Raw genomic sequence first — 19915 nt, 5'->3', positions numbered from 1 at the left:
GGGGGGTGTGAGTTCTTGACTTTGCTCATTACTCTTCACTCATTACCCATTACTAAGTGGCACGATAGTGCTACTTTATTACTATATTATCTAAGTAGCTGATGAAAAATGCCACTTTTATGCAAAAGTTTTGAGAATAAGTCTTGATTTCAACTTGAAAATACCTTATAATTAACACAAACATAACATTTACTTTACATAAGAATAGGGAGTGGTTGAGATGAGAAGTAGAGTAGTTTTTTTAGTAGTTGTAATTATGGTTTTGTTTTCGTCATCTGTTTTTGCCAGTGGCGGAGGTAGGGGTGCGGATGCTATAGCCCTTGATACGATGTGGGTTTTATTATCGGCGTTCTTAGTATTTTTTATGCAAGCAGGTTTTGCAATGGTTGAAGCTGGTTTTACTCAAGCGAAGAATTCAGGTAATATAATAATGAAAAATTTGATGGATTTTTCGATGGGGACTTTAATTTACTGGGCTTTTGGTTTTAGTATTATGTTTGGCATTGGTGGTAACTTCTTTGGTTTTAATGGTTTCTTTTTAAGTGGTAACTTTGAACATTTAGGTTTGGATATACCAATAAGTGCTTTTTGGATATTTCAGGGGGTCTTTGCTGCTACTGCTGCTACTATTGTTTCTGGAGCAATGGCGGGGAGGACTAATTTTAAAGCTTATCTTATCTACAGTGTCTTTATTACTGGTTTTGTTTATCCTGTAGTTGGTTACTGGATTTGGGGTGGAGGTTGGCTTTCGGAGATGGTTGACTTTGCTGGTTCTACAGTTGTTCATTCTGTTGGTGGTTGGAGTGCTTTGGCTGGTGCTATGGTCTTGGGGCCAAGGGTTGGAAAGTATAATGAGGATGGGAGTATAAATCCTATGCCTGGACATAACCTTTTAATGGCTGCTTTGGGTGTTTTTATTCTATGGTTTGGTTGGTTTGGTTTCAATGCAGGCAGTACTTTAGCTGGCACTGATTTGAGTATTGCAGATATTGTAATGACTACAAATATAGCAGCAGCAGCTGGAGCTACCTTGGCTATGGTTACTAGCTGGATTAAGTATGGTAACGCTGATGTTTCAATGACTTTAAATGGAGCTTTGGGAGGTTTGGTTGCTATTACTGCAGGTACTGCTGACGTTAATGATTTTGGTGCGGTTTTAATAGGTGCTTTAGCTGGTATTATTGTGGTTTGGGCAGTTGAGATTATTGATGGGTTGCATATAGATGATCCGGTAGGGGCTATATCGGTTCATGGGGTTTGTGGTGTTTTTGGTACTTTGATGGTAGGTTTATTTGCTTTAGAAGGTGGCTTCCTTTATGGGGGTGGAGTTGATCTTTTGTTTTTGCAGTTAAAAGGTGTTTTAGGGGTTTTTATTTGGACTTTCCCGGCAGCTTATATGCTCTTTAAGTTGATTAATCTCTTTGTAGGGCTTAGGGTATCAGAAGTTAAAGAGTTAAAAGGTTTGGATATAACTGAACATGGATCTAGTTCTTACCCTGATTTTGGATCTTTAAGCAGTGAAGTTGTTGAGATGGTTTTGGGTGGATTAAGTCGAATGGAATCTGGTGACTTTAGTGTGGAGTTATCTAAACCAGGGGCCAACAAAAAAGAGTTGAAGTTGCTTCGAACTTTCAATAAAACTAATAACAAGGTGGGGGAGTTAGTTAAAGAACTCTCTTCGTTGACAAATGTATTGGAAATTTATAGCGAAGATCTTCATTCCTACGCTTTAAAGGGTGATGATTTGATGGGTCAAAGCTGTAAAGGAGTAGAAGAAATGCTGGATAGTATAGGGAGTATATCTGCCTCGACTCAGGAAGCAAGTGCGCTTGCTCAACAATCTGCTTCTTGTACTGAAGATGGAAGCGTTGGGTTGGCTGAGGCTATTGTGCAAATAGAAGAGATAAGTTCTTCGGTGGATGAAGTTGTTTCTATGATGAATGATTTGGCTGACAACTCTCAGAAAATTCAAGGGATTGTTAAGTTTATAAATAATATTGCTGATCAAACAAATCTGTTGGCCTTAAATGCTAGCATTGAGGCGGCTCGGGCTGGTGAAGCAGGTAGAGGTTTTTCTGTAGTAGCAGAGGAGATTAGAGGTTTGGCTGATAGTACTGGAACTGCTGTTGGAGACATTAAAGAACTGATAGAACAAACTCAAAGCAATTCTGAAGCTAGTTTGAAATCGGTTTTAGATGTTCAAAAAAAGGCTGAGGGAGGAAAAGGAGTTATAAAAAGAGCAAGTGGGGCTTTTGCAGAAATCAAAGAGTATATATTTACCACGTCTGATAATATTCAAAAAACATCAGATGATAGCCAGGAGTTATCTGTGGGTAGTGAGGTGATAAGGGTCAATGTTAATGATATGCAAGGTATAGCTTCGAAGATTAAAGTTTCTGCCCAAAAGTTAAATGGAATGGCTAAAAGGGTAAGTGAGCATATCTGTGAGTTTAAGATTTAGGGGTTAGTTAACAGGGTGATGTAAACTTTTTGTATATTTTTCAAATAAGCCTTGACAAAAGTTTATAATCAGATTATAATTAACGTATAGTTAACATATACCTGACATTAAATTTTGAAAAGAGGAGAAGGAGTTGATTCTATGTGCATAATTATTAAAAATGGAAACTTTAATAATGGTAATAAAGTTGAGAAGGTTGATCTTTTAATTAAGGATAATGAAGTAGTATTGGTAGGAAAGAACTTGCATGAAGATGGTTGTAAGATAGTTGATGCTTCTAAGATAGTCTCTGAGACGATTATAGAATGGTTTACAAATTAGTTATAAAATAGATGTTAACTTTATTATTGAGTTAAAGAAATAAGTTGTAATGTTTAGTAAAAGATTAGATTTATAAAATATGAGGAGGAGAGAAAATGAGTAAATTTACTAAAGAGGATATTTTAAAGAAGGCAGAGGAATTGGATGTTAAGTTTGTGAGGTTACAGTTTACAGATATTCTAGGAGTAGTAAAGAATGTGGCAATTACAGTTGAACAGTTAGAGGATGCTTTGGATGGGAAGATAATGTTTGATGGATCATCAATTGATGGGTTTACTAGAATACAGGAGTCAGATATGTATCTAAAGCCTGATTATGATACTTTTACATTATTTCCATGGAGACCAAAGACAGGTGGTACAGTAGCAAGATTAATCTGTGATGTTTATATGCCAAGTGGAGAAGCATTTAAGGGAGATCCAAGGAATGTTTTAAAGAGAGCTTTAGAGGAAGCAGAAGAGATGGGATATCAAATGTTTGTTGGCCCAGAGCCTGAGTTTTTCTTATTCCAACGTGATGAGGATGGTAACCCTACAACAAAGACAAATGATCAAGGGGGGTACTTTGATTTAGGACCAGCAGATACTGGTCAAGATACAAGAAGAGATATAGTCCTAGCTTTAGAGCAAATGGGCTTTGAAATGGAAGCTTCTCACCATGAAGTAGCTCCAGGACAACATGAAATAGACTTCAAGTATGAAGAAGCTTTAAAGACTGCTGATAATATAGGGACTTTTAAGTTTGTAACTAAGGCAATAGCCAATGAGCATAATTTACATGCTACCTTTATGCCAAAGCCTATATTTGGCGAGAATGGTTCAGGAATGCATGTCCATCAATCATTATTTAAGGATGGAGAGAATGTATTTTATGATGAAGAAGATAGATTAGGTTTAAGCCAGACAGCTTATTATTATATTGGAGGTTTATTAAAGCATGCTAAGGCTATAGCAGCAATTACTAATCCAACAGTTAACTCTTACAAACGTTTGGTACCGGGTTATGAAGCCCCAGTATATCTTGCTTGGTCTTCGGCAAATAGAAGTGCTTTGATTAGAATTCCAGCAGCAAGAGGATTAGGGACTAGATTAGAGATGAGAAATCCTGATCCAACTGCTAATCCATATTTGGCTATAGCAGTTATGTTAAAGGCTGGATTGGATGGAATCAAGAATAAAATTGAACCACCAAAAGAGGTGCTTGAGAATATCTATGATATGAGTGTTGAAGCTAAGGAAGAAAGAGGGATTGAAAGCTTGCCAGGAAGTATAATTGAGGCAGTAGATTATCTATTAGAAGATGAGCTTATAAAGGATGCTTTAGGAGATCATGTTTTAGAACATTTTGTAGAAGCTAAGAAGATAGAGTGGGATATTTACAGAACTCAAGTTCATGGATGGGAGTTAGATGAGTATTTGAAGGTTTACTAGAAAGTTGAGTTTAAAGTGGATAATTGATAATTGATAGTTGAAGATCAAGAGATTTAAAAAGTAAATAGTTGAAATATTAGAGTGATATTTTAGGAATGATTATTTTATGAGTAGGAAATATAAAAAGATATTTGGTTTTTAACTATCAATTACCCACTATCAATTATCAATTCGCAAAAGGGTGTGATTATAATGGTAGATAAAGATTATAAGAAGGTTACAGAGCAATTGGTCCTTTGGATTAGAGATAAGATAAATGAAGCAGGTTGTGATGGAGCTGTAGTTGGATTGTCTGGAGGTGTGGACTCTTCTGTAACGGCACTTTTATGTAAGAGGGCTGTTCCCGATAAGACATTAGGTGTGATTATGCCTTGCAGAAGTAATCCTCAAGATAAGGAAGATGCCCAATTGTTAGCCTCGGCTTTTGATATTGAATATAAGTTCATTAATTTAGAGGAGACTTATTTGACTTTATTAAATTCTTTAGGGGTTTCAAGTGAAGATGGGTTGGCTGTAGCTAATATTAAGCCACGTTTAAGGATGACTACTTTATATTATTATGCAGCTTCTTGTAATAGTTTAGTTGTTGGTACAGACAATAAGAGTGAATTAAAGTTGGGGTATTTTACTAAGTTTGGTGATGGGGGTATTGATTTGGCCCCTCTTGGAGATTTGGTGAAGAGTGAGGTTAGAGAGATAGCTAAGGTTTTGGGTGTCCCAGATAAGATTATAGAAAAGGCCCCTTCAGCTGGGTTGTGGGATGGACAAACAGATGAGAGTGAGTTGGGTATAAGTTACGATCAGGTGGATGAATATATTCTTACAGGTAAGGGAGAAAAGAAGGTTAAAGATGTAGTGGATTCCTTAGCAACTAAGAATGAACATAAGTTAAAGTTACCCCCTATACCTAGATTTTGATATTTAATATTAAGGTATAAGTCTATAATTTTAAATAAAAAGAGGAGTGGAGAAGATGAGAAGAAGATTAGTAGTTTTAAATTTTGGTTTATTATTTATGGCGTTGGCCCCTATTGCTAGTGCAACAGAGGTAAGTGCTCAAAGTAATGCAGTAGCAATAAATACAATTTGGGTTCTATTGGCAGCGTTTTTAGTATTCTTTATGCAAGCTGGATTTGCTATGGTTGAGGCTGGGTTTACTAGGGCCAAAAATGCTGGGAATATTATAATGAAGAATATAATGGACTTTTCAGTGGGATCTTTAATTTATTGGGCAATTGGTTTTGCGTTTATGTTTGGAGCAGGAAATGGATTTATTGGTACAGAAGGATTCTTTTTAAGTGGTGGTTTTGAACATTTAGGATTAGATATACCTATAAGTGCTTTTTGGATATTCCAAGCAGTATTTGCGGCAACGGCAGCAACTATTGTATCGGGAGCAATGGCAGAGAGGACAAAGTATAGCGGGTATTTAGCTTATAGTGTTGTAATCACAGCTTTTATCTATCCAGTAGTAGGACACTGGATCTGGGGTGGAGGTTGGTTAGAGGAGTTAGGTATGATTGACTTTGCAGGATCAACTGTGGTTCACTCAGTAGGTGGATGGGCAGCTTTAGCAGGGGCTATGGTTCTTGGCCCAAGGATTGGGAAATATAATGAAGATGGTTCTATTAATGCCTTACCAGGACATAATCTATTGATGGCTTCACTTGGTGTATTTATTCTTTGGTTTGGTTGGTTTGGATTTAACCCAGGAAGTTCATTGTCTGGAATTGATTTGAGCATAGCAGATATTGCAGTTACTACAAACTTGGCAGCAGCAGCAGGTGCTACTTTGGCTATGATTACAAGTTGGATTAAGTATGGTAAAGCTGATGTATCGATGACTTTAAATGGAGCTTTAGCGGGACTTGTTGGTATTACAGCAGGGACAGCAGATGTAAGCAACTTCGGAGCGGTAATAATTGGAGCTTTAGCTGGTGTAATAGTTATCTATGGTGTAGAATTAATTGATAAGTTATATGTCGATGATCCAGTAGGTGCAGTTGCCGTTCATGGTATCTGTGGAGCTTTTGGAACTTTAATGGTAGGTTTATTAGCTGTAGATGGAGGACTATTTTATGGCGGAGGTTTAGAATTGTTAGGAATTCAAGCTTTAGGAGTAGTTGCAGTAGGAGCTTGGGCTTTCATAGGAGCTTTCATACTATTTAAAGCTATAGATGCTACAATTGGTTTAAGAGTATCTAAAGAGGAAGAGATAGAAGGATTAGATATTACCGAGCATGGATCTGTATCTTATCCAGATTTCGTTTCTTTAAAAGGAAAGAGTGTTAAGGTTAACAACTAAAATAATTAAGAATTAAGGATTTAGAGTTAAGAATTAAAAGAATAGAGAATAGAGAATAGAGAATAGAGAATAAAATTAGCATAGGTTTTGATTTTATCTGTTCAATATTCAATACTCTTTATTAACTGAACTCAAGGAGGAGAGAGTATGAAGAAGGTAGAGTGTATTATTAGACCTGATAAATTGGATGATTTAATAGTGGTGGTAGAGGATTTAGGTGTTAGCGGATTGAATATAACACAGATTTCAGGTTATGGAAATCAGAAGGGTGCTACAAAAGTTTATCGTGGTGTAACCTATGAGGTTAAGTTAAAGGAAAAATTAAAAGTAGAGATGGTAGTAGAAGATGATAAGGTAGAAGATTTGGTTGATGAGGTGATTGGAGCAGTTAAGATTGATGAGGTAGGAGATGGTAAGATATTTATCTATTCTATCGATGAAGTTGTTAGAATCAGAACTGGAGAGAAAGGAATAGATGCAATATAACAGAGAGACCTCGGAGGAATCCGGGGTCTTTTTGTGGGTATATAAGTAATAAAGTGCAAACTATAAGGTTAATGGTGCTGGGAAAATCCCAGTATCTTTTTTTAGAAAACCCTTGAATAATTATTCTTTTATATGTATAATTATTAAAAAGAAGAGGAGAAGGGAGTAGGTACTATGAAAAATTTACTTACGGTTAAAGATTTAAGTTTGAATGAAATAAATAAGATATTCTCTTTAGCGGCGGAATTGAAGGAAAAGCAGAAGAAGGGGATTAGCCATAAAATTTTAGAGGGAAAGACCTTGGGGATGATCTTTGCTAAGTCCTCTACTAGAACGCGGGTATCCTTTGAAGCTGGAATCTATCAATTAGGTGGTCAAGGAATATTTTTAAGCTCTAATGATATTCAATTAGGTCGAGGAGAGTCAATATCTGATACAGCTAAGGTATTATCTAGATATATAGATGGGATAATGATTAGAACCTTTGAGCAAAGTGATGTGGAGGGGTTGGCCCAATATGGTTCAATTCCAATTATAAATGGTTTGACTGATTTATATCATCCTTGTCAGGCTTTGACAGATTTGTTTACAGTTAAAGAGAAGAAGGGGGAGCTTAAAGGACTAAAAATGTCTTATATAGGTGATGGTAATAATATGGCCAATTCACTCTTGATAGCGTGTGCCAAAGTTGGTATGGATATATCTATAGCTACTCCAGAGGACTATAAGTTAAATGATAAGGTTATAGAAGCGGCTAGAATTATAGCCCAAAATAGTGGGTCTCAAATTCAAGTGCTTATCGATCCATTAGAAGCAATTAAAGGATCTGATGTAGTTTGTACTGATGTTTGGGCTAGTATGGGAGATGAGGATGAGGCAGAAGAGAGGAAAAATGCTTTTGTAAATTATCAAGTGAATAATGAGGCAATGGCTTTAGCGAATGATGATGCTATATTTATGCATTGTTTACCAGCACATAGAGGGGAAGAAGTAACTACAGGTGTGATAGATGGTGATCAATCTGTTATCTTTGATCAAGCTGAAAATAGATTACATGTGCAAAAAGCCATAATGGCTATATTGATAAAATAACTTAAAGATTTGTAGGATTAATATAAAATATAGAGTAGACAGTTAAAAAGTCTGCTCTATATTTTTTTATTGATCTTTCTTTTTTATTCCATTGTTAATTAATTAAATTATTGATATAATTTAAAATAGCTTATTATATTCTGTTTTTTAAGGGAAAAGTTATTTACACAAAATTATTGAAACTATCCTATTAATAGGTTTATATATTGGTTATTATATTTAAGTAATTTAGTATTTGGAGGTGATTATTTAATTTTAACTTATATATTTTTTTAAAAAGGGTATTGTAATAAATGAAGTCTTTTATTTTAGAATTGCCTAATCAAAGTTGGCCCTAAAGTTTTTAAAGTTAATTTCATTAATAACTATAGATTTTTTGATTAGACTTTAGGTAAAGTTTATAGGAGAAAAGTAGGCGGTTTTAAAGGAATCGGTGTTTACTTGTAGAAATAATAATAGTAATAGAATTAACCTAATAAGTAAATAACTAAATAAGAGTTAGTAAAAGGAGCTGAAGAAAAAATAGAATTGGAGGTATGAACCATTGAAGTCTAAGAGTTTAGTTATAGTATCTTTGTTATTGGTATTAATACTATCATTTACGGCAAGTGATTTAGAAGCAAGTTATAGAACACTGCAACAGGGGATGGACGGTAGGGATGTGAGAGAACTACAGGAGAATTTAGTTATGCTAGGAGAAGGTATAGTTATAGATGGTAAGTTTGGACCTGCTACAAGAAGGGCTGTTATCAACTTCCAACAAAAATCTGATCTTATTCCTGATGGAGTAGTAGGAAGGCAAACTTGGAATAAGTTAAAAGAAGCTATAAGTTTTGATGTTCATAAGGTTAGAAGAGGAGATTCATTATCTCGTTTAGCTGCTACATATAATGTTCCTGCACAGGTAATAAGAGAAGCCAATAACTTAAACTCAGATATGATTAGAATTGGTCAAGAGTTAATTATACCTAAAACTGCATTAGGTGGAGGGATAGATACAGATCTTTATGATGTGAAAAGTTATAGCGTTCAAAGAGGTGATACCCTAGAACGTTTAGCAAGTAGATATAACACTACAGTTAGAACTATTAAGAATATGAACAATTTCACCAGTGATAGGATTAGGGTAGGACAAGAGATTAAGATACCGCAATTGATATTAAATATGCCATCTAGTTCTAATGTACAACCTAGTTCTAATAGCTCTAGAAATAGCAGTAGAGAAGAAAGAAATACAAGGAAGTCAGAGTATATATGGCCTGTCAGAGGTAGGATAACTTCTGGATTTGGATATAGAATACATCCAATAACCAATCAAAGACATTTCCATGGCGGGATTGATATAGCAGTACCAAAGGGTACTCCAGTTAAAGCTTCTAGAACAGGAACGGTTTTAAGTAGTGGATGGATTAGAGGTTTTGGGGAGACGGTAACTATAGATCATGGTGATGGTATAGTTACTTTATATGCTCATAATTCGAGGCTTCTTGTAAGACCGGGCCAACGGGTTAATCAAGGAGATATAATTTCTAAAGCAGGTAGTACAGGAGTAAGCACAGGACCACATGTTGACTTTAGAATCTTGATAGATAATGAACCTGTTAATCCAATGGAATATTTAGATTAATTTTTTCAATAGGAAAGCCTTATGAATCATAAGGCTTTCCTATTTTTTTGTAAATAAATCAGTTTAGGCTCTTCATTTAAATTTTTTAAAAAATCTATATCATTTTCATACACATCACTTATAATAGTCACTATTTTGGGATCAAATTGACTATCTTTATTTAAAATAATTTCTTTTAGAGCATCTTTTATGTTAATCTGGTTTCTATAAGGTCTAGGACTGGTCATAGCATCGAAGGCATCGGCTACAGATATAATCCTGGATTCTAAAGGTATTTCATCTCCTTTTAATCCTTGGGGATAACCTTTTCCATCATATCGCTCGTGATGGTACTTTACAAATTGGCTTATATCTTCAAAAACCTTTACTCCTTTTAAAATTTCAAAACCTAACTGACTATGTCTTTGTATTTCTTTATATTCCACCTCTGTTAATCTATCTTTTTTATTCAATATAGAGTCCCTAACTCCAATCTTTCCTATATCATGTAAGTGTCCTGCAATATGGAGATTGAATAATCTATTTTTTTCCATTTCTAATTCTTCGCCAATTCGTTTAGATAGGTGGGCAACTCTTTCTGAATGACCAGAGGTATATAGGTCTTTTGATTCTAAGGCTTTTATCAAACTGTCAACAAATTCATGTAAATCTATCTTTGAAAGAATCTTTTTATTTTCCAATATAACACACCTTTCTTTGCAAATGATAATCATTCTCGTATCATCTGATTTAATCTTATCAGAAAATACCTATATTGTCAATATTCATATTGATTGAATTAATACTTGTGATAAAAGTTATTGACACTAGGGAAGTGAGGTGATATATTAATAGTAGATAATGAAAACCATTATCAAAACAATAAAAGGTAATTCTCTTGCATATTAATATAAATAGAGATTAGAAAGGTAGAGATAAAGATGGAGAAAGCAATTATTATATATGATAGTTTATTTGAGGGGACTATTAGATTAGCTAAGTTATTGGGCGCAGTTTTGACTTCTACTTATGATGTTTTAAGAGTTGATATAAAGGATGTTAATCTTGATAAGTTAGAAGATTTCGATTTAATCATCCTAGGGTCATCGCCTAGAGAAGATGAAGGCAGTGATGACTTTGTTCGATTCTATAACTCTTTAGCAGAGGTTGACATTGATCTATCTAAGAAAAGAGGAGCGGCATTTTGTCCTATTAATAAGAACGGGCCAACCTTCTGTGAGTCAGTAGATATTTTAGAAGAAGAGTTAAAGGATATGGGAATGAAGGTAGGGGTAAAAGGATTTAAGTTTGATGGAGATGACGAAGCTTTGATTGCAAAATTCGAAGAATGGATAAGTGGATTATAGGGTTTAGTTTAAAAGTGTGGAAGTACAGTGATAAAGCGTAGCTTTATTACTGGTGATGAGTAATCAGTAATGAGTAATGGGTAAAACCTTAAGAAAACAGAAACCCCTTTGTTACCTAAGACTTATAAGAGGTTTTGAGATTTTGACTTTACTCATTACTCTTCACTCATTACCCATTACTAGTGGCACGAAAGTGCAACTATATTACTATTAAGTGTTAGTTTAAATTTTGAGCTCAAGTTGGGCTCTTTTTTCTTGTAAGATAAACATAAAAAATATCAAATTAATAGAATTAAGAGGAGGGAGGTTCTTGATTCCATAAATTGGATACGAAACTCCTTGACAGTTAATATATTTTTTAGTACTATACTATTAATATGCAAATCATTTGCAAGAAGAAAGGGGTAAGATTAATGAAAATTAAATTGTTAATTTCTATGTTAGTTATAGCTTTATTATTAGTAGGGTGTGGTGGAGAGGAGGCTACAGTTGGGAGTCTTGAAGAAGATAGCCTAGCAGTTTATGCTTCTTTCTACCCATTATACTATGTTGCAAATAGGATAGGTGGAGATAAAGTTGATGTTGAGCTTCTTGTTCCATATGGTACGGAGGTACATAGTTATGAGCCTTCACCAAGGAAGATAGCTCAATTAGAAGGAGCAGATATCTTCTTCTATAATGGCCTTGATTTAGAGCCTTGGGGGGAGAGGGTAGATCAGAATCTAAGTGAAGTTGGAGTAAGGGTAGTTAAGGTAAGTGACGGTATAGAGGTGTTGGACTATGATGGTTGTGGACACGATCATAGTCATGATAGCCACGGGCATAGTCACAGTCATAGCCATAACGATAACGGACATAGTCATAGTCATAACGATCATGGACACGATCATTACCATGGAGAGTATGATCCTCATATCTGGCTAAATCCTTTGAATATGAAGGTTATTGGAGGGCGTATGATGGAGGAGTTTATTTCTTTGGATCCAAAAAACGAAGATTATTATCGTCAAAATTATAATGAATTTGCTCAAGAGATTGAGCAGTTAGATAAGGAGTATGAGGAAGGTTTAGCTAATAGAAAGAGTGACTATATCTTAGTATCCCATTCTGCATTTCAATATATGGCCGAAAGGTATGGGCTTAAGGAGCTTTCTGTATCAGGTATAAGTCCTCATCAAGAGCCAAGTCCAGCTAACCTAGCTAGATTGGTAAGAGAGGTTGAAGATCATAACTTAGAGTATATCTTCTTGGAGGTTTTAGCAGCACCTAGAACTGCAGAGGTTTTGGCCCAGGAAGCTAATTTAGAGGTTATGATTCTCAATCCAATCGAAGGTCTAAGGCCAGAGGATGTAGACGAAGGTGAGGATTACTTCTCTATTATGAGAAAGAATCTGGAGACATTAAAGAAAGCTTTGGTGAAATAGAATGGAAGAAGAAGTAATTGGAGTAAAGAATCTATCCTTTAAATATGAAGATAAGATTATACTAGATAATATAGATTTAAAGATCAATGAGGGCGACTTTGTCGCCTTTGTTGGCCCTAATGGGTCTGGAAAGAGTACTTTATTAAAACTGCTTGTAGGTTCTTTAAAATCTAGAGCAGGTGAGGTTAAGATTTTAGGAAAACCAATCAAAGGATTTAAAGATTGGAAAAGAATTGGTTATGTTTCACAAAATGTAAGAAGTTTTAATGAAAGCTTTCCTGCAACGGTAGGAGAGATTGTTGGGGCCAACCTTTATTCTAGGATGGGCTTTTTTAAGTTTTTAACTAAAGGGCTCCATAAGAAGGTGGATGAGGCTTTAGAACTAGTAGATATGATTGATTATAAGGATAGGCTGATTGGAGATTTGTCAGGGGGCCAACAACAGAGGGTCTTTATTGCTAGAACTCTGGTCAATGAAGTAGAGATTATCTTCTTAGATGAACCTTTGGTAGGGGTAGATGCAAAGGTGCAGGACTCCTTTTATGAACTTTTGGCTAGTCTAAATAGAAGATTGGGTCTGACAATAGTGATGATATCCCATGATATTAATATGATTTCCAATAAAGCAGATAAGATAGTCTGTTTCGCTGATAAAAAGATATATACTCATAGGGCTGAGGAATTTGATTATTTAGATTATTTGAATGTGATAAAAGGTAATAATAGTATGGTTTTGCCTAAGCATGAGCATAAGGGGGTGAATTGATTATGGTTTTAGAGGTATTCGCTTACTCTTTTATGCAAAGGGCTTTCTTAGTAGGGAATATTATAGCTGTCATATGTCCTTTGGTAGGAGTTTTCTTAGTTTTAAAGAGGTTGTCTTTAATTGGACATACTTTATCTCATATAGCCTTAGCAGGTGTGGCTTTTGGTATGCTAGTAGGAATTTATCCAATCTATACAGCTTTGCTATTTTCAGTTCTCTCTGCTTTAGGCATTGAGAAGCTCAGGAAGGACTACAAGGACTATGCTGAGCTTTCTATCTCGATAATTCTTGCCGCTGGGTTAGGTATAGCTACAATATTAATCAGTTTGGGAAATAATAATTCGGGGATTTTTAGTTATTTATTTGGTAGTATATCCCTTGTAACTAGAGAGGATATTCGCATAGTTATCCCTCTAGGGATATTTATTATTGGGGTAATAACTTATTACTATCAAGGTTTTTTCTATACAGCTTTTAATGAAGAGGATGCCAAGTTAGCAGGGGTTCCAGTCTATTTTTTGAATCTTCTATTTATAATCTTGATATCTATAACTATATCTTTATCGATGAGGATTATTGGAGGTCTTTTGGTATCTTCTCTGATAACCTTGCCAGTAGCAACCAGTATGCAGATAGCCAAGAGCTTTAAGCAGACGATCCTTTGGAGTATTATATTTAGTGTCTTGTCCTTAAATATAGGTCTTATAACTTCATTTTATTATGATTTGGCCCCGGGGGGAACGATAATAATCGTCAGTGTTATCTTCTTGATTTTGACCATATCTTATAAGTTTGTAATGAGAGCATTGAGAGATAATAAAGGGAAATATTCAAATAAAGAGGTGGGCATATAATATGCCCACCTCTTTATTTTTTGTGGTAATTATAATATTGTTTTATTGATTTTAGAGGTATATACTCAGATATCTAGAATTTAATATCTATATTTAAAATTATTTGGTATTGTTGGAAATAGTTATTTTTTAGTATTAAATAAGGACTACACTAGTGATTAGTGTAACAACCTTAGATAACTATGAGGATAAATCAGTGATCAGTATATGAAATTAGGAGGTCGTTTATGGAGGATATAAAGATCATTAAGGCAGATGAAAGCGCATTAGAAGAAGTTGCTAAGCTTATAACAGATGCCTTTGAGCAGGAAGGGATTAGTAGATATATTCATGAATTTTCCAAAGAGGGTGTGAAAGAAGTCTATTATCGTGGTGGGTTATTAAAATTGAGATTGGCTTTAGAAGTAGGAGAAGATATTCTTTTGGCTATAAAGGATGACACTATAGTTGGAGTTGCTATTTTAAAGAGAGGCTTAAAATCTTCTTTAGCTCAGAAGGTGAAGATTTTATTTCCTGAAGCTATCAAATTCTTCTTCTCTATAATTATTAAAATTAACCTTAAAAAATCTTTTTCAATCATAAAGCACGTTATACCACCAAAGAGTTTGAAGAAGCCCTATTATACTTTAGAGGTGATAGGTGTAGACCCTAATTATCAGGGCCAAGGTATAGGAAGAAAGCTTTTAGATGAAATTCATCAAATTACTGAAAGTAACCCTGAGGTATCAGGTGTTTACCTATTTGCCGATAAGAAGAACAAGCTTATCTATGAACATTTTGGATATAAAGTAATTAAAGAAGGAAAGGGTAAAGATATTAGCATCTATCATATGTTTAGAGAGAACAAGTAGCAAAGAGTGTAAGAGAGAGGAGGGTGTTGGCCCTGATCTCTCTTTTTATATTAATATTGTTATTTTTGGAGGTTTATCATTATATATCCAGAAGTTAATCTTTATTACTTAATGTTGTATTCCATAATATAACATTAAGAGTTATAATTCTTTAGAGGGGGGTTTTTTTATTTATGAAAAAATATAAGTGTTTAATATTATTACTATTGTTATCAGTATTAGTTGGTTGTAGAGGTGGTTTGATGGAGGAGAATAATCTTAAGTTACCAAGTGGTTTGGTTTGGGAATCTTACTCGAATGACTACTATAGTATCAAGTATCCAGCAAAATGGGGAAAAGCAGAACTAAATAATAATGTTGGCTTTGCTCCTATGGTTGATTATCAGATTGGCTTTGAAATTTATCAAAGTCCAATGGGATCTATGAGGGCACTGAATCGAGAAGTCTCTGAAATTATAGACCGGTTAGTAGATAATCTAAAATCTGTAGATAGAGTTGAATTAGATGGAAATGAGGGTTATGAACTAATGATATCATATCCAGAGTATTCGATGAAATTAGTTAATTTTATAATATATAAGGAAGGCTTTAGATTTGATTTGATTTTTGTATCTGACGAAGGAGTATACCATGATAATCTAGGGATAGCCAAAGAGATGATTAATTCTTTTAAACTCTTTGATTTCAAAGAGAAAGGTTATGAATTAGATGAAAATAGATTCCAAGAGGGTATTGCTAAAGAAATATTGACTAGTCAAGAAGCCATAAGTGATGCAGAATATTTGTGGGAGAGATTAGAAGGGATCCATCCTAATATATACTTTAAAAGAGATAAAGAAGAGACAAAAAGAGAGTTTGAGCAAATAATAGATATATTAAATTCAAAATTCCACTGGACAAAATTAGAATTATATACCTTACTAGCTAGTTTTACAGCTGGTGTAAGGGACTCTCATACTGAATTACCAATTAATCAAACATTTCAAAGTTATAGTTTTAGCAATCTAGTTCCTCTTAAAGTCGTCTTCGATAATGAAGGGATGGTTATATTAGATGATTTTGGTAATAAAGGGATACCAAGTGGTTCTAGAGTAATTTCCATTAATGGAGTTGATGGAAGGAATATATCTGAAGATATAAATGGATTAATTAGTAGTCAATTAAACCATTGGAGCTATAGAAGGGCTGAGAGACATTTCCCAATATATTTTTGGCTTCTATATGGGGAGTCAGAGGAGTTTATAGTTGAATATAAGACGGAAGAAGAAAGAGTTAAAGAAGCCAGGTTAAAAAGTATTAGTCATGGTGATTATTTGGATAAGCAATTTAAATCTCAAAATAATAGAGATGAACTACTTTGGAGTTTAGATTTCCCACAAGAAAGGATAGCTTTGCTAACAGTTAATACTTTTGATGAAAATGTTATCAATACTTTTAATGAAGATTTTAGTAGTTATAAGAGAGAGATGAGAAGGTTCTTTCAAGAGATAAGGGCCAATGAAACAGATTACTTAATTATCGATTTGCGTAATAATGGAGGTGGAAGTGATAGATTAGCTAGGCACTTATATGAGTATATAACTGATACCCCTTATCTTATATATAGTGAAATTCTTACCAAATTATCTGATTATGCAGTAGAATTGGGTGGGGCTGGGTTAAGTGATGTAGCTAGAGCAGGTGAAGATAGAGTAATAAGTGTCAAAAAGGAATTAATAGAACCTGAGGATAATGATTTAAGATTTAATGGAGAGGTTTATTTTTTAATTGGGCATGGAAGTTATTCAGCCGCCTCTGATCTTGCAGCTGTGGTGAAGGATTTTGGAACAGGTGTCTTAGTTGGACAAGAGACAGGTGGGGTAGCGTCTGCTTATGGAGATTTACTTAGAAGTAGTTTGCCAAATTCAGGGTTGGAGTTTACAGTATCATATAAACATTTTATTAGGCCATCAGGTTATGATGATGGTAGAGGAGTACTTCCAGATGTTGAGGTTGAAGTTGATAGGATAAAGGAGACGCAAGTAGAAGATCAAGTTTTAACTAAAGTATTGGAGTTGATTGATAATCGTTAAGAGATGAGATAATTAAATGAATTTAAAAAGGAGCTTAGAATATCATTGGGGGTAAATTTATTATCTTTGGGACATTATCTTTTATTTTAGGGATGTACCTTATCTAAGTAATAAGGTAGTTTATAGCTTAGCTAAAGTAGTATAGAGGGCCAATAATATTGAATGAGCAAATCAGGATAGGAGAGCTTTAAAAATTTTATTTATAGAAAGGAGATAGTTATGAAAAAAGTTGATATTAAATTTGTTGAAAGATCATATAAAGGAGCAATCTCTAATTATAGTGATGCTGTAGATGGGGTGGGGCTATGGAAATCTGAAGAGTATGTACTTGATAAATACTTCGATAAGGATAAATCTATCTTGGATATTGGCTGTGGAGCAGGGAGAACTACCTTTGGATTATACCAGAAAGGGTATAAGGATATAGTAGGTTTGGACCTGAACAAGGATATGATAAGGGCTGCCAAAAAGATAGATAAGGAGAAAGGATATGGACTAAACTTCACAGTGGGTAATGTATTAAATTTAGACTTTGATGATAATTCATTTGATTATGCTCTATTCTCCTTTAATGGGATAACGCAAATTCCTAGTAGAGAAGGTAGAGTTAAGGTTTTAGAAGAGATAAGAAGAGTACTAAAAGATGATGGAATCTTTATATTTACTACATATGATAGAGATATGGGAGAAGAGTACAGAGAATTTTGGAAGAAAGAGAAAGAAAGGTGGGAAAGAGGAGAGCAAGATAAGCGCTTATATGAGTACGGTGATAGGATAACCACCTCTAAGAATGAAAAAGGTGAGATTTTTATTCATATACCTGATAGAGAAGAGGTATTAGAGAGCTTAGCTAAGGCTGGGTTTGAGTTGGTAGAAGATTTTTATAGGAGTGACCTCTTTGATGAGAAGGATAAGGTGAAGGAGCTTTCAGGAGAATGTATGTTTTGGGTTGTAAATAAGTAGGATGATTTTGTTAAAGATTTTAGCTTTAGGTTACTATCACCAGTCAGCGAATAGATAAAGTTTATTGAGAGGATGATGCCAAATGTATAAACTAACACCCTTTGAAAGAAGGGTTCAAAGAGAGATGAGTAAAATAATAGATGTTCCATTTAATTTGAAAGATGTCGAAATAATTACAAAGAAAGAATATGAAAAGGATAAAAAGATTTCAATCTATCAGATGAAGTTGAATTCATTAATTATTACACCTCCATCTTTATATGATAATCTTGTAGAGAGAATAGATCAGTCTGGAATTGTTTCGAGGGTAGATATCAATCAACTAAAAAGTATGATGGGATTAGATAAGCATAGAGTAGAAGATAGAACAGTTTATCTATTCTTAAACCCAAGTGATTATAAGGGGTCTTTTCTTGGAGAGAAATATATAATATCTAAATTAGATAAGAGTTATGATAAAGAATTCAAAGTGTTTAAGAGTGAATGCTCTAAAAGAGATTTAGATGAGGGTTTAGTCAGCCTTGATGATCCTATTGTATATGGTTGTTTTGATAATCATAAGCTAGTTGGTGTGGCAAGTTTTTGGCTTTGGGGAGAAAAGATAGGTGATATTGGAGTTGTTGTTCATCCAGATTATCGGCGTCAGTCTATAGGAAAGGCTTTAGTCTCGAAACTATCCAATTGGGGTATAAATAATCAAAGAATAAGTTTATATAGGCACACTGAAAAGAATCTAAGGTCTCATGAATTAGCATTATCATTAAATTTTAAAAAGCATTTAGTTGTAGAGGATATGAGATTATGAGAGGTGATTCCTAGATATTAAAGGCTTAAAAAATAAAGTTCAAAGGCTAAATCTATACGCAGATTAGATTTGATAAGATCCGATTAGGGTTAGATATAATCATAAAAGATTTAATCAAGACTTAACTTGGTTAGCTGATATAAGTAGGGCGTTTCAGATAGAGAAGGAGTTAAGAAAGCTTATTGAAGAGAATTAAGAGAAAGGAGGAATCTTAATGAAAAGTAGAATAGATAATAATATTAGAAATTTAGCATCTTATATAATAGTATTCTTTATAACCTGGTCGATTTACGAAATTGGAGTGGCTACATATATACAGGCTAATTATCCAGAGTATGTTCATACCCTTTCAAAGGCAATAATTAAGGTCTTAGTGTGGATTTTGCCAGTCTTCTTATACCTTAAGCTTTATGATAAGGTCAGGCCATTATCTTATTTAAGGCTGAAGGAAAATGTTAAAGAAGGGTTAATGGGTGCTATATCTTTAAGTTTATTCTTTTTATTCTATACTTTGCTTAGAATAAATATACTAGGAACTTTAATGGTGGATTTTAATCTGGGTATTCATGGGTGGCTCAATGTTGTATTACTAGCAGGATTTACCGAGGAGATCGTATTTCGAGGATTTTTATTAAGGAAGTTGTGGGAGATGATTTCTTTTAAAAGGGCTATGATAATATCGTCATTTCTATTTCTCGTTATACACTTTCCAATCTGGTATGTTAGAGGTATGGGTGGAATTGCAGACTTCTTATTCGCCTCTTTATATCTATTTGTTATCGGTCTTTTGCAGGCATATGTGTATAAGAAGACAGATTCTCTTTGGGCCTGTATAATAAGTCACTCGCTTCATAATTTTATTGTGAGTATATTGGTTTTGGTGCAGATGTAAAATTTAATAGTAATATAGTGGCACTATCGTGCCACTAGCTATGTTCTTTGAGCTTTGAGCCATTAGCTAGTTCAAAATCTTTAAAAACTTACAGTAAATCACACCTACAATTAAAATCCGGAATGAATTTAAGATCCATAAAGATTTTCATGTTTTTAGCTCATAGCACACGGCTCACAGCTCATAGTTAGTAATAAAGCTACACTTTATTACTATATAG

18 protein-coding genes and 1 pseudogene are annotated in these 19915 nt (G+C 34.2%); 18 read left to right on the top strand and 1 reads right to left on the bottom strand.

Annotated elements, in window-relative coordinates; all coding sequences use genetic code 11:
* Positions 1 to 256: 256 nt before the first annotated feature.
* From HALSAC_RS17750 to HALSAC_RS0104400, 9 genes and pseudogenes are all read left to right on the top strand, one after another.
* Positions 257 to 1525: pseudogene (locus tag HALSAC_RS17750) on the top strand (ammonium transporter); the annotation flags it as partial.
* 6 nt (positions 1526 to 1531) lie between these two features.
* Positions 1532 to 2461: a methyl-accepting chemotaxis protein gene (locus HALSAC_RS17745; RefSeq protein WP_342666852.1), complete on the top strand. Its 930-nt coding sequence runs from the start codon at positions 1532 to 1534 to the stop codon at positions 2459 to 2461.
* Positions 2462 to 2602: 141 nt separating this feature from the next.
* A complete protein-coding gene (locus HALSAC_RS0104430) occupies positions 2603 to 2782 on the top strand; it encodes a hypothetical protein (RefSeq protein WP_027339254.1) in 180 nt (59 codons plus the stop codon).
* Positions 2783 to 2877: 95 nt separating this feature from the next.
* On the top strand, positions 2878 to 4212 hold the full coding sequence (glnA, locus tag HALSAC_RS0104425) for a type I glutamate--ammonia ligase (RefSeq protein WP_027339253.1): 1335 nt from the start codon (positions 2878 to 2880) through the stop codon (positions 4210 to 4212).
* A gap of 192 nt (positions 4213 to 4404) precedes the next feature.
* Positions 4405 to 5130: an NAD+ synthase gene (locus HALSAC_RS0104420; RefSeq protein WP_027339252.1), complete on the top strand. Its 726-nt coding sequence runs from the start codon at positions 4405 to 4407 to the stop codon at positions 5128 to 5130.
* Positions 5131 to 5185: 55 nt separating this feature from the next.
* Positions 5186 to 6517, top strand: a complete 1332-nt coding sequence (locus tag HALSAC_RS0104415) for an ammonium transporter (RefSeq protein ID WP_027339251.1) — start codon at positions 5186 to 5188, stop codon at positions 6515 to 6517.
* A gap of 147 nt (positions 6518 to 6664) precedes the next feature.
* Positions 6665 to 7003 (top strand): P-II family nitrogen regulator, encoded by a 339-nt coding sequence (locus HALSAC_RS0104410; protein WP_027339250.1) that lies wholly within the window; start codon positions 6665 to 6667, stop codon positions 7001 to 7003.
* Positions 7004 to 7177: 174 nt separating this feature from the next.
* Positions 7178 to 8095 (top strand): ornithine carbamoyltransferase, encoded by a 918-nt coding sequence (argF, locus tag HALSAC_RS0104405; protein WP_027339249.1) that lies wholly within the window; start codon positions 7178 to 7180, stop codon positions 8093 to 8095.
* 544 nt (positions 8096 to 8639) lie between these two features.
* Entirely contained in the window at positions 8640 to 9722 is a 1083-nt protein-coding gene (locus tag HALSAC_RS0104400) for a peptidoglycan DD-metalloendopeptidase family protein (RefSeq protein ID WP_027339248.1), read from the top strand.
* Between the two features lie 26 nt (positions 9723 to 9748).
* Here the strand turns inward: HALSAC_RS0104400 and HALSAC_RS15035 are convergent, their stop codons facing one another.
* Positions 9749 to 10402, bottom strand: a complete 654-nt coding sequence (locus tag HALSAC_RS15035; protein WP_245579426.1) for an HD-GYP domain-containing protein — start codon at positions 10400 to 10402, stop codon at positions 9749 to 9751.
* Positions 10403 to 10642: 240 nt separating this feature from the next.
* Here HALSAC_RS15035 and HALSAC_RS0104390 point away from each other — a divergent pair, with 240 nt between their 5' ends.
* From HALSAC_RS0104390 to HALSAC_RS0104350, 9 genes are all read left to right on the top strand, one after another.
* Entirely contained in the window at positions 10643 to 11068 is a 426-nt protein-coding gene (locus tag HALSAC_RS0104390; protein WP_027339247.1) for a flavodoxin family protein, read from the top strand.
* 413 nt (positions 11069 to 11481) lie between these two features.
* Positions 11482 to 12492 (top strand): metal ABC transporter substrate-binding protein, encoded by a 1011-nt coding sequence (locus tag HALSAC_RS0104385; RefSeq protein ID WP_027339246.1) that lies wholly within the window; start codon positions 11482 to 11484, stop codon positions 12490 to 12492.
* Between the two features lies 1 nt (position 12493).
* The gene (locus tag HALSAC_RS0104380) at positions 12494 to 13258 is read left to right on the top strand and encodes a metal ABC transporter ATP-binding protein (RefSeq protein ID WP_027339245.1); all 765 of its coding nucleotides are present in this window, start codon (positions 12494 to 12496) and stop codon (positions 13256 to 13258) included.
* A gap of 2 nt (positions 13259 to 13260) precedes the next feature.
* Positions 13261 to 14112, top strand: a complete 852-nt coding sequence (locus HALSAC_RS0104375) for a metal ABC transporter permease (protein WP_027339244.1) — start codon at positions 13261 to 13263, stop codon at positions 14110 to 14112.
* A gap of 227 nt (positions 14113 to 14339) precedes the next feature.
* Positions 14340 to 14963: a GNAT family N-acetyltransferase gene (locus HALSAC_RS0104370; RefSeq protein WP_027339243.1), complete on the top strand. Its 624-nt coding sequence runs from the start codon at positions 14340 to 14342 to the stop codon at positions 14961 to 14963.
* 173 nt (positions 14964 to 15136) lie between these two features.
* Positions 15137 to 17035 carry a S41 family peptidase gene (locus HALSAC_RS0104365; protein ID WP_027339242.1) on the top strand — a complete coding sequence of 633 codons (1899 nt, stop codon included), beginning with the start codon at positions 15137 to 15139 and terminating at the stop codon, positions 17033 to 17035.
* 219 nt (positions 17036 to 17254) lie between these two features.
* Positions 17255 to 17998: a class I SAM-dependent methyltransferase gene (locus HALSAC_RS0104360; protein WP_027339241.1), complete on the top strand. Its 744-nt coding sequence runs from the start codon at positions 17255 to 17257 to the stop codon at positions 17996 to 17998.
* A gap of 82 nt (positions 17999 to 18080) precedes the next feature.
* A complete protein-coding gene (locus tag HALSAC_RS0104355; RefSeq protein ID WP_027339240.1) occupies positions 18081 to 18803 on the top strand; it encodes a GNAT family N-acetyltransferase in 723 nt (240 codons plus the stop codon).
* Between the two features lie 214 nt (positions 18804 to 19017).
* The gene (locus HALSAC_RS0104350; protein ID WP_027339239.1) at positions 19018 to 19695 is read left to right on the top strand and encodes a CPBP family intramembrane glutamic endopeptidase; all 678 of its coding nucleotides are present in this window, start codon (positions 19018 to 19020) and stop codon (positions 19693 to 19695) included.
* Positions 19696 to 19915 lie beyond the last annotated feature (220 nt).

This window comes from Halonatronum saccharophilum DSM 13868, assembly GCF_000517025.1.
GTDB lineage: Bacteria > Bacillota > Halanaerobiia > Halobacteroidales > Halobacteroidaceae > Halonatronum > Halonatronum saccharophilum.
Note: the sequence above shows the minus strand (reverse complement) of the source record. Positions and strands in the feature narration are given on the sequence as shown.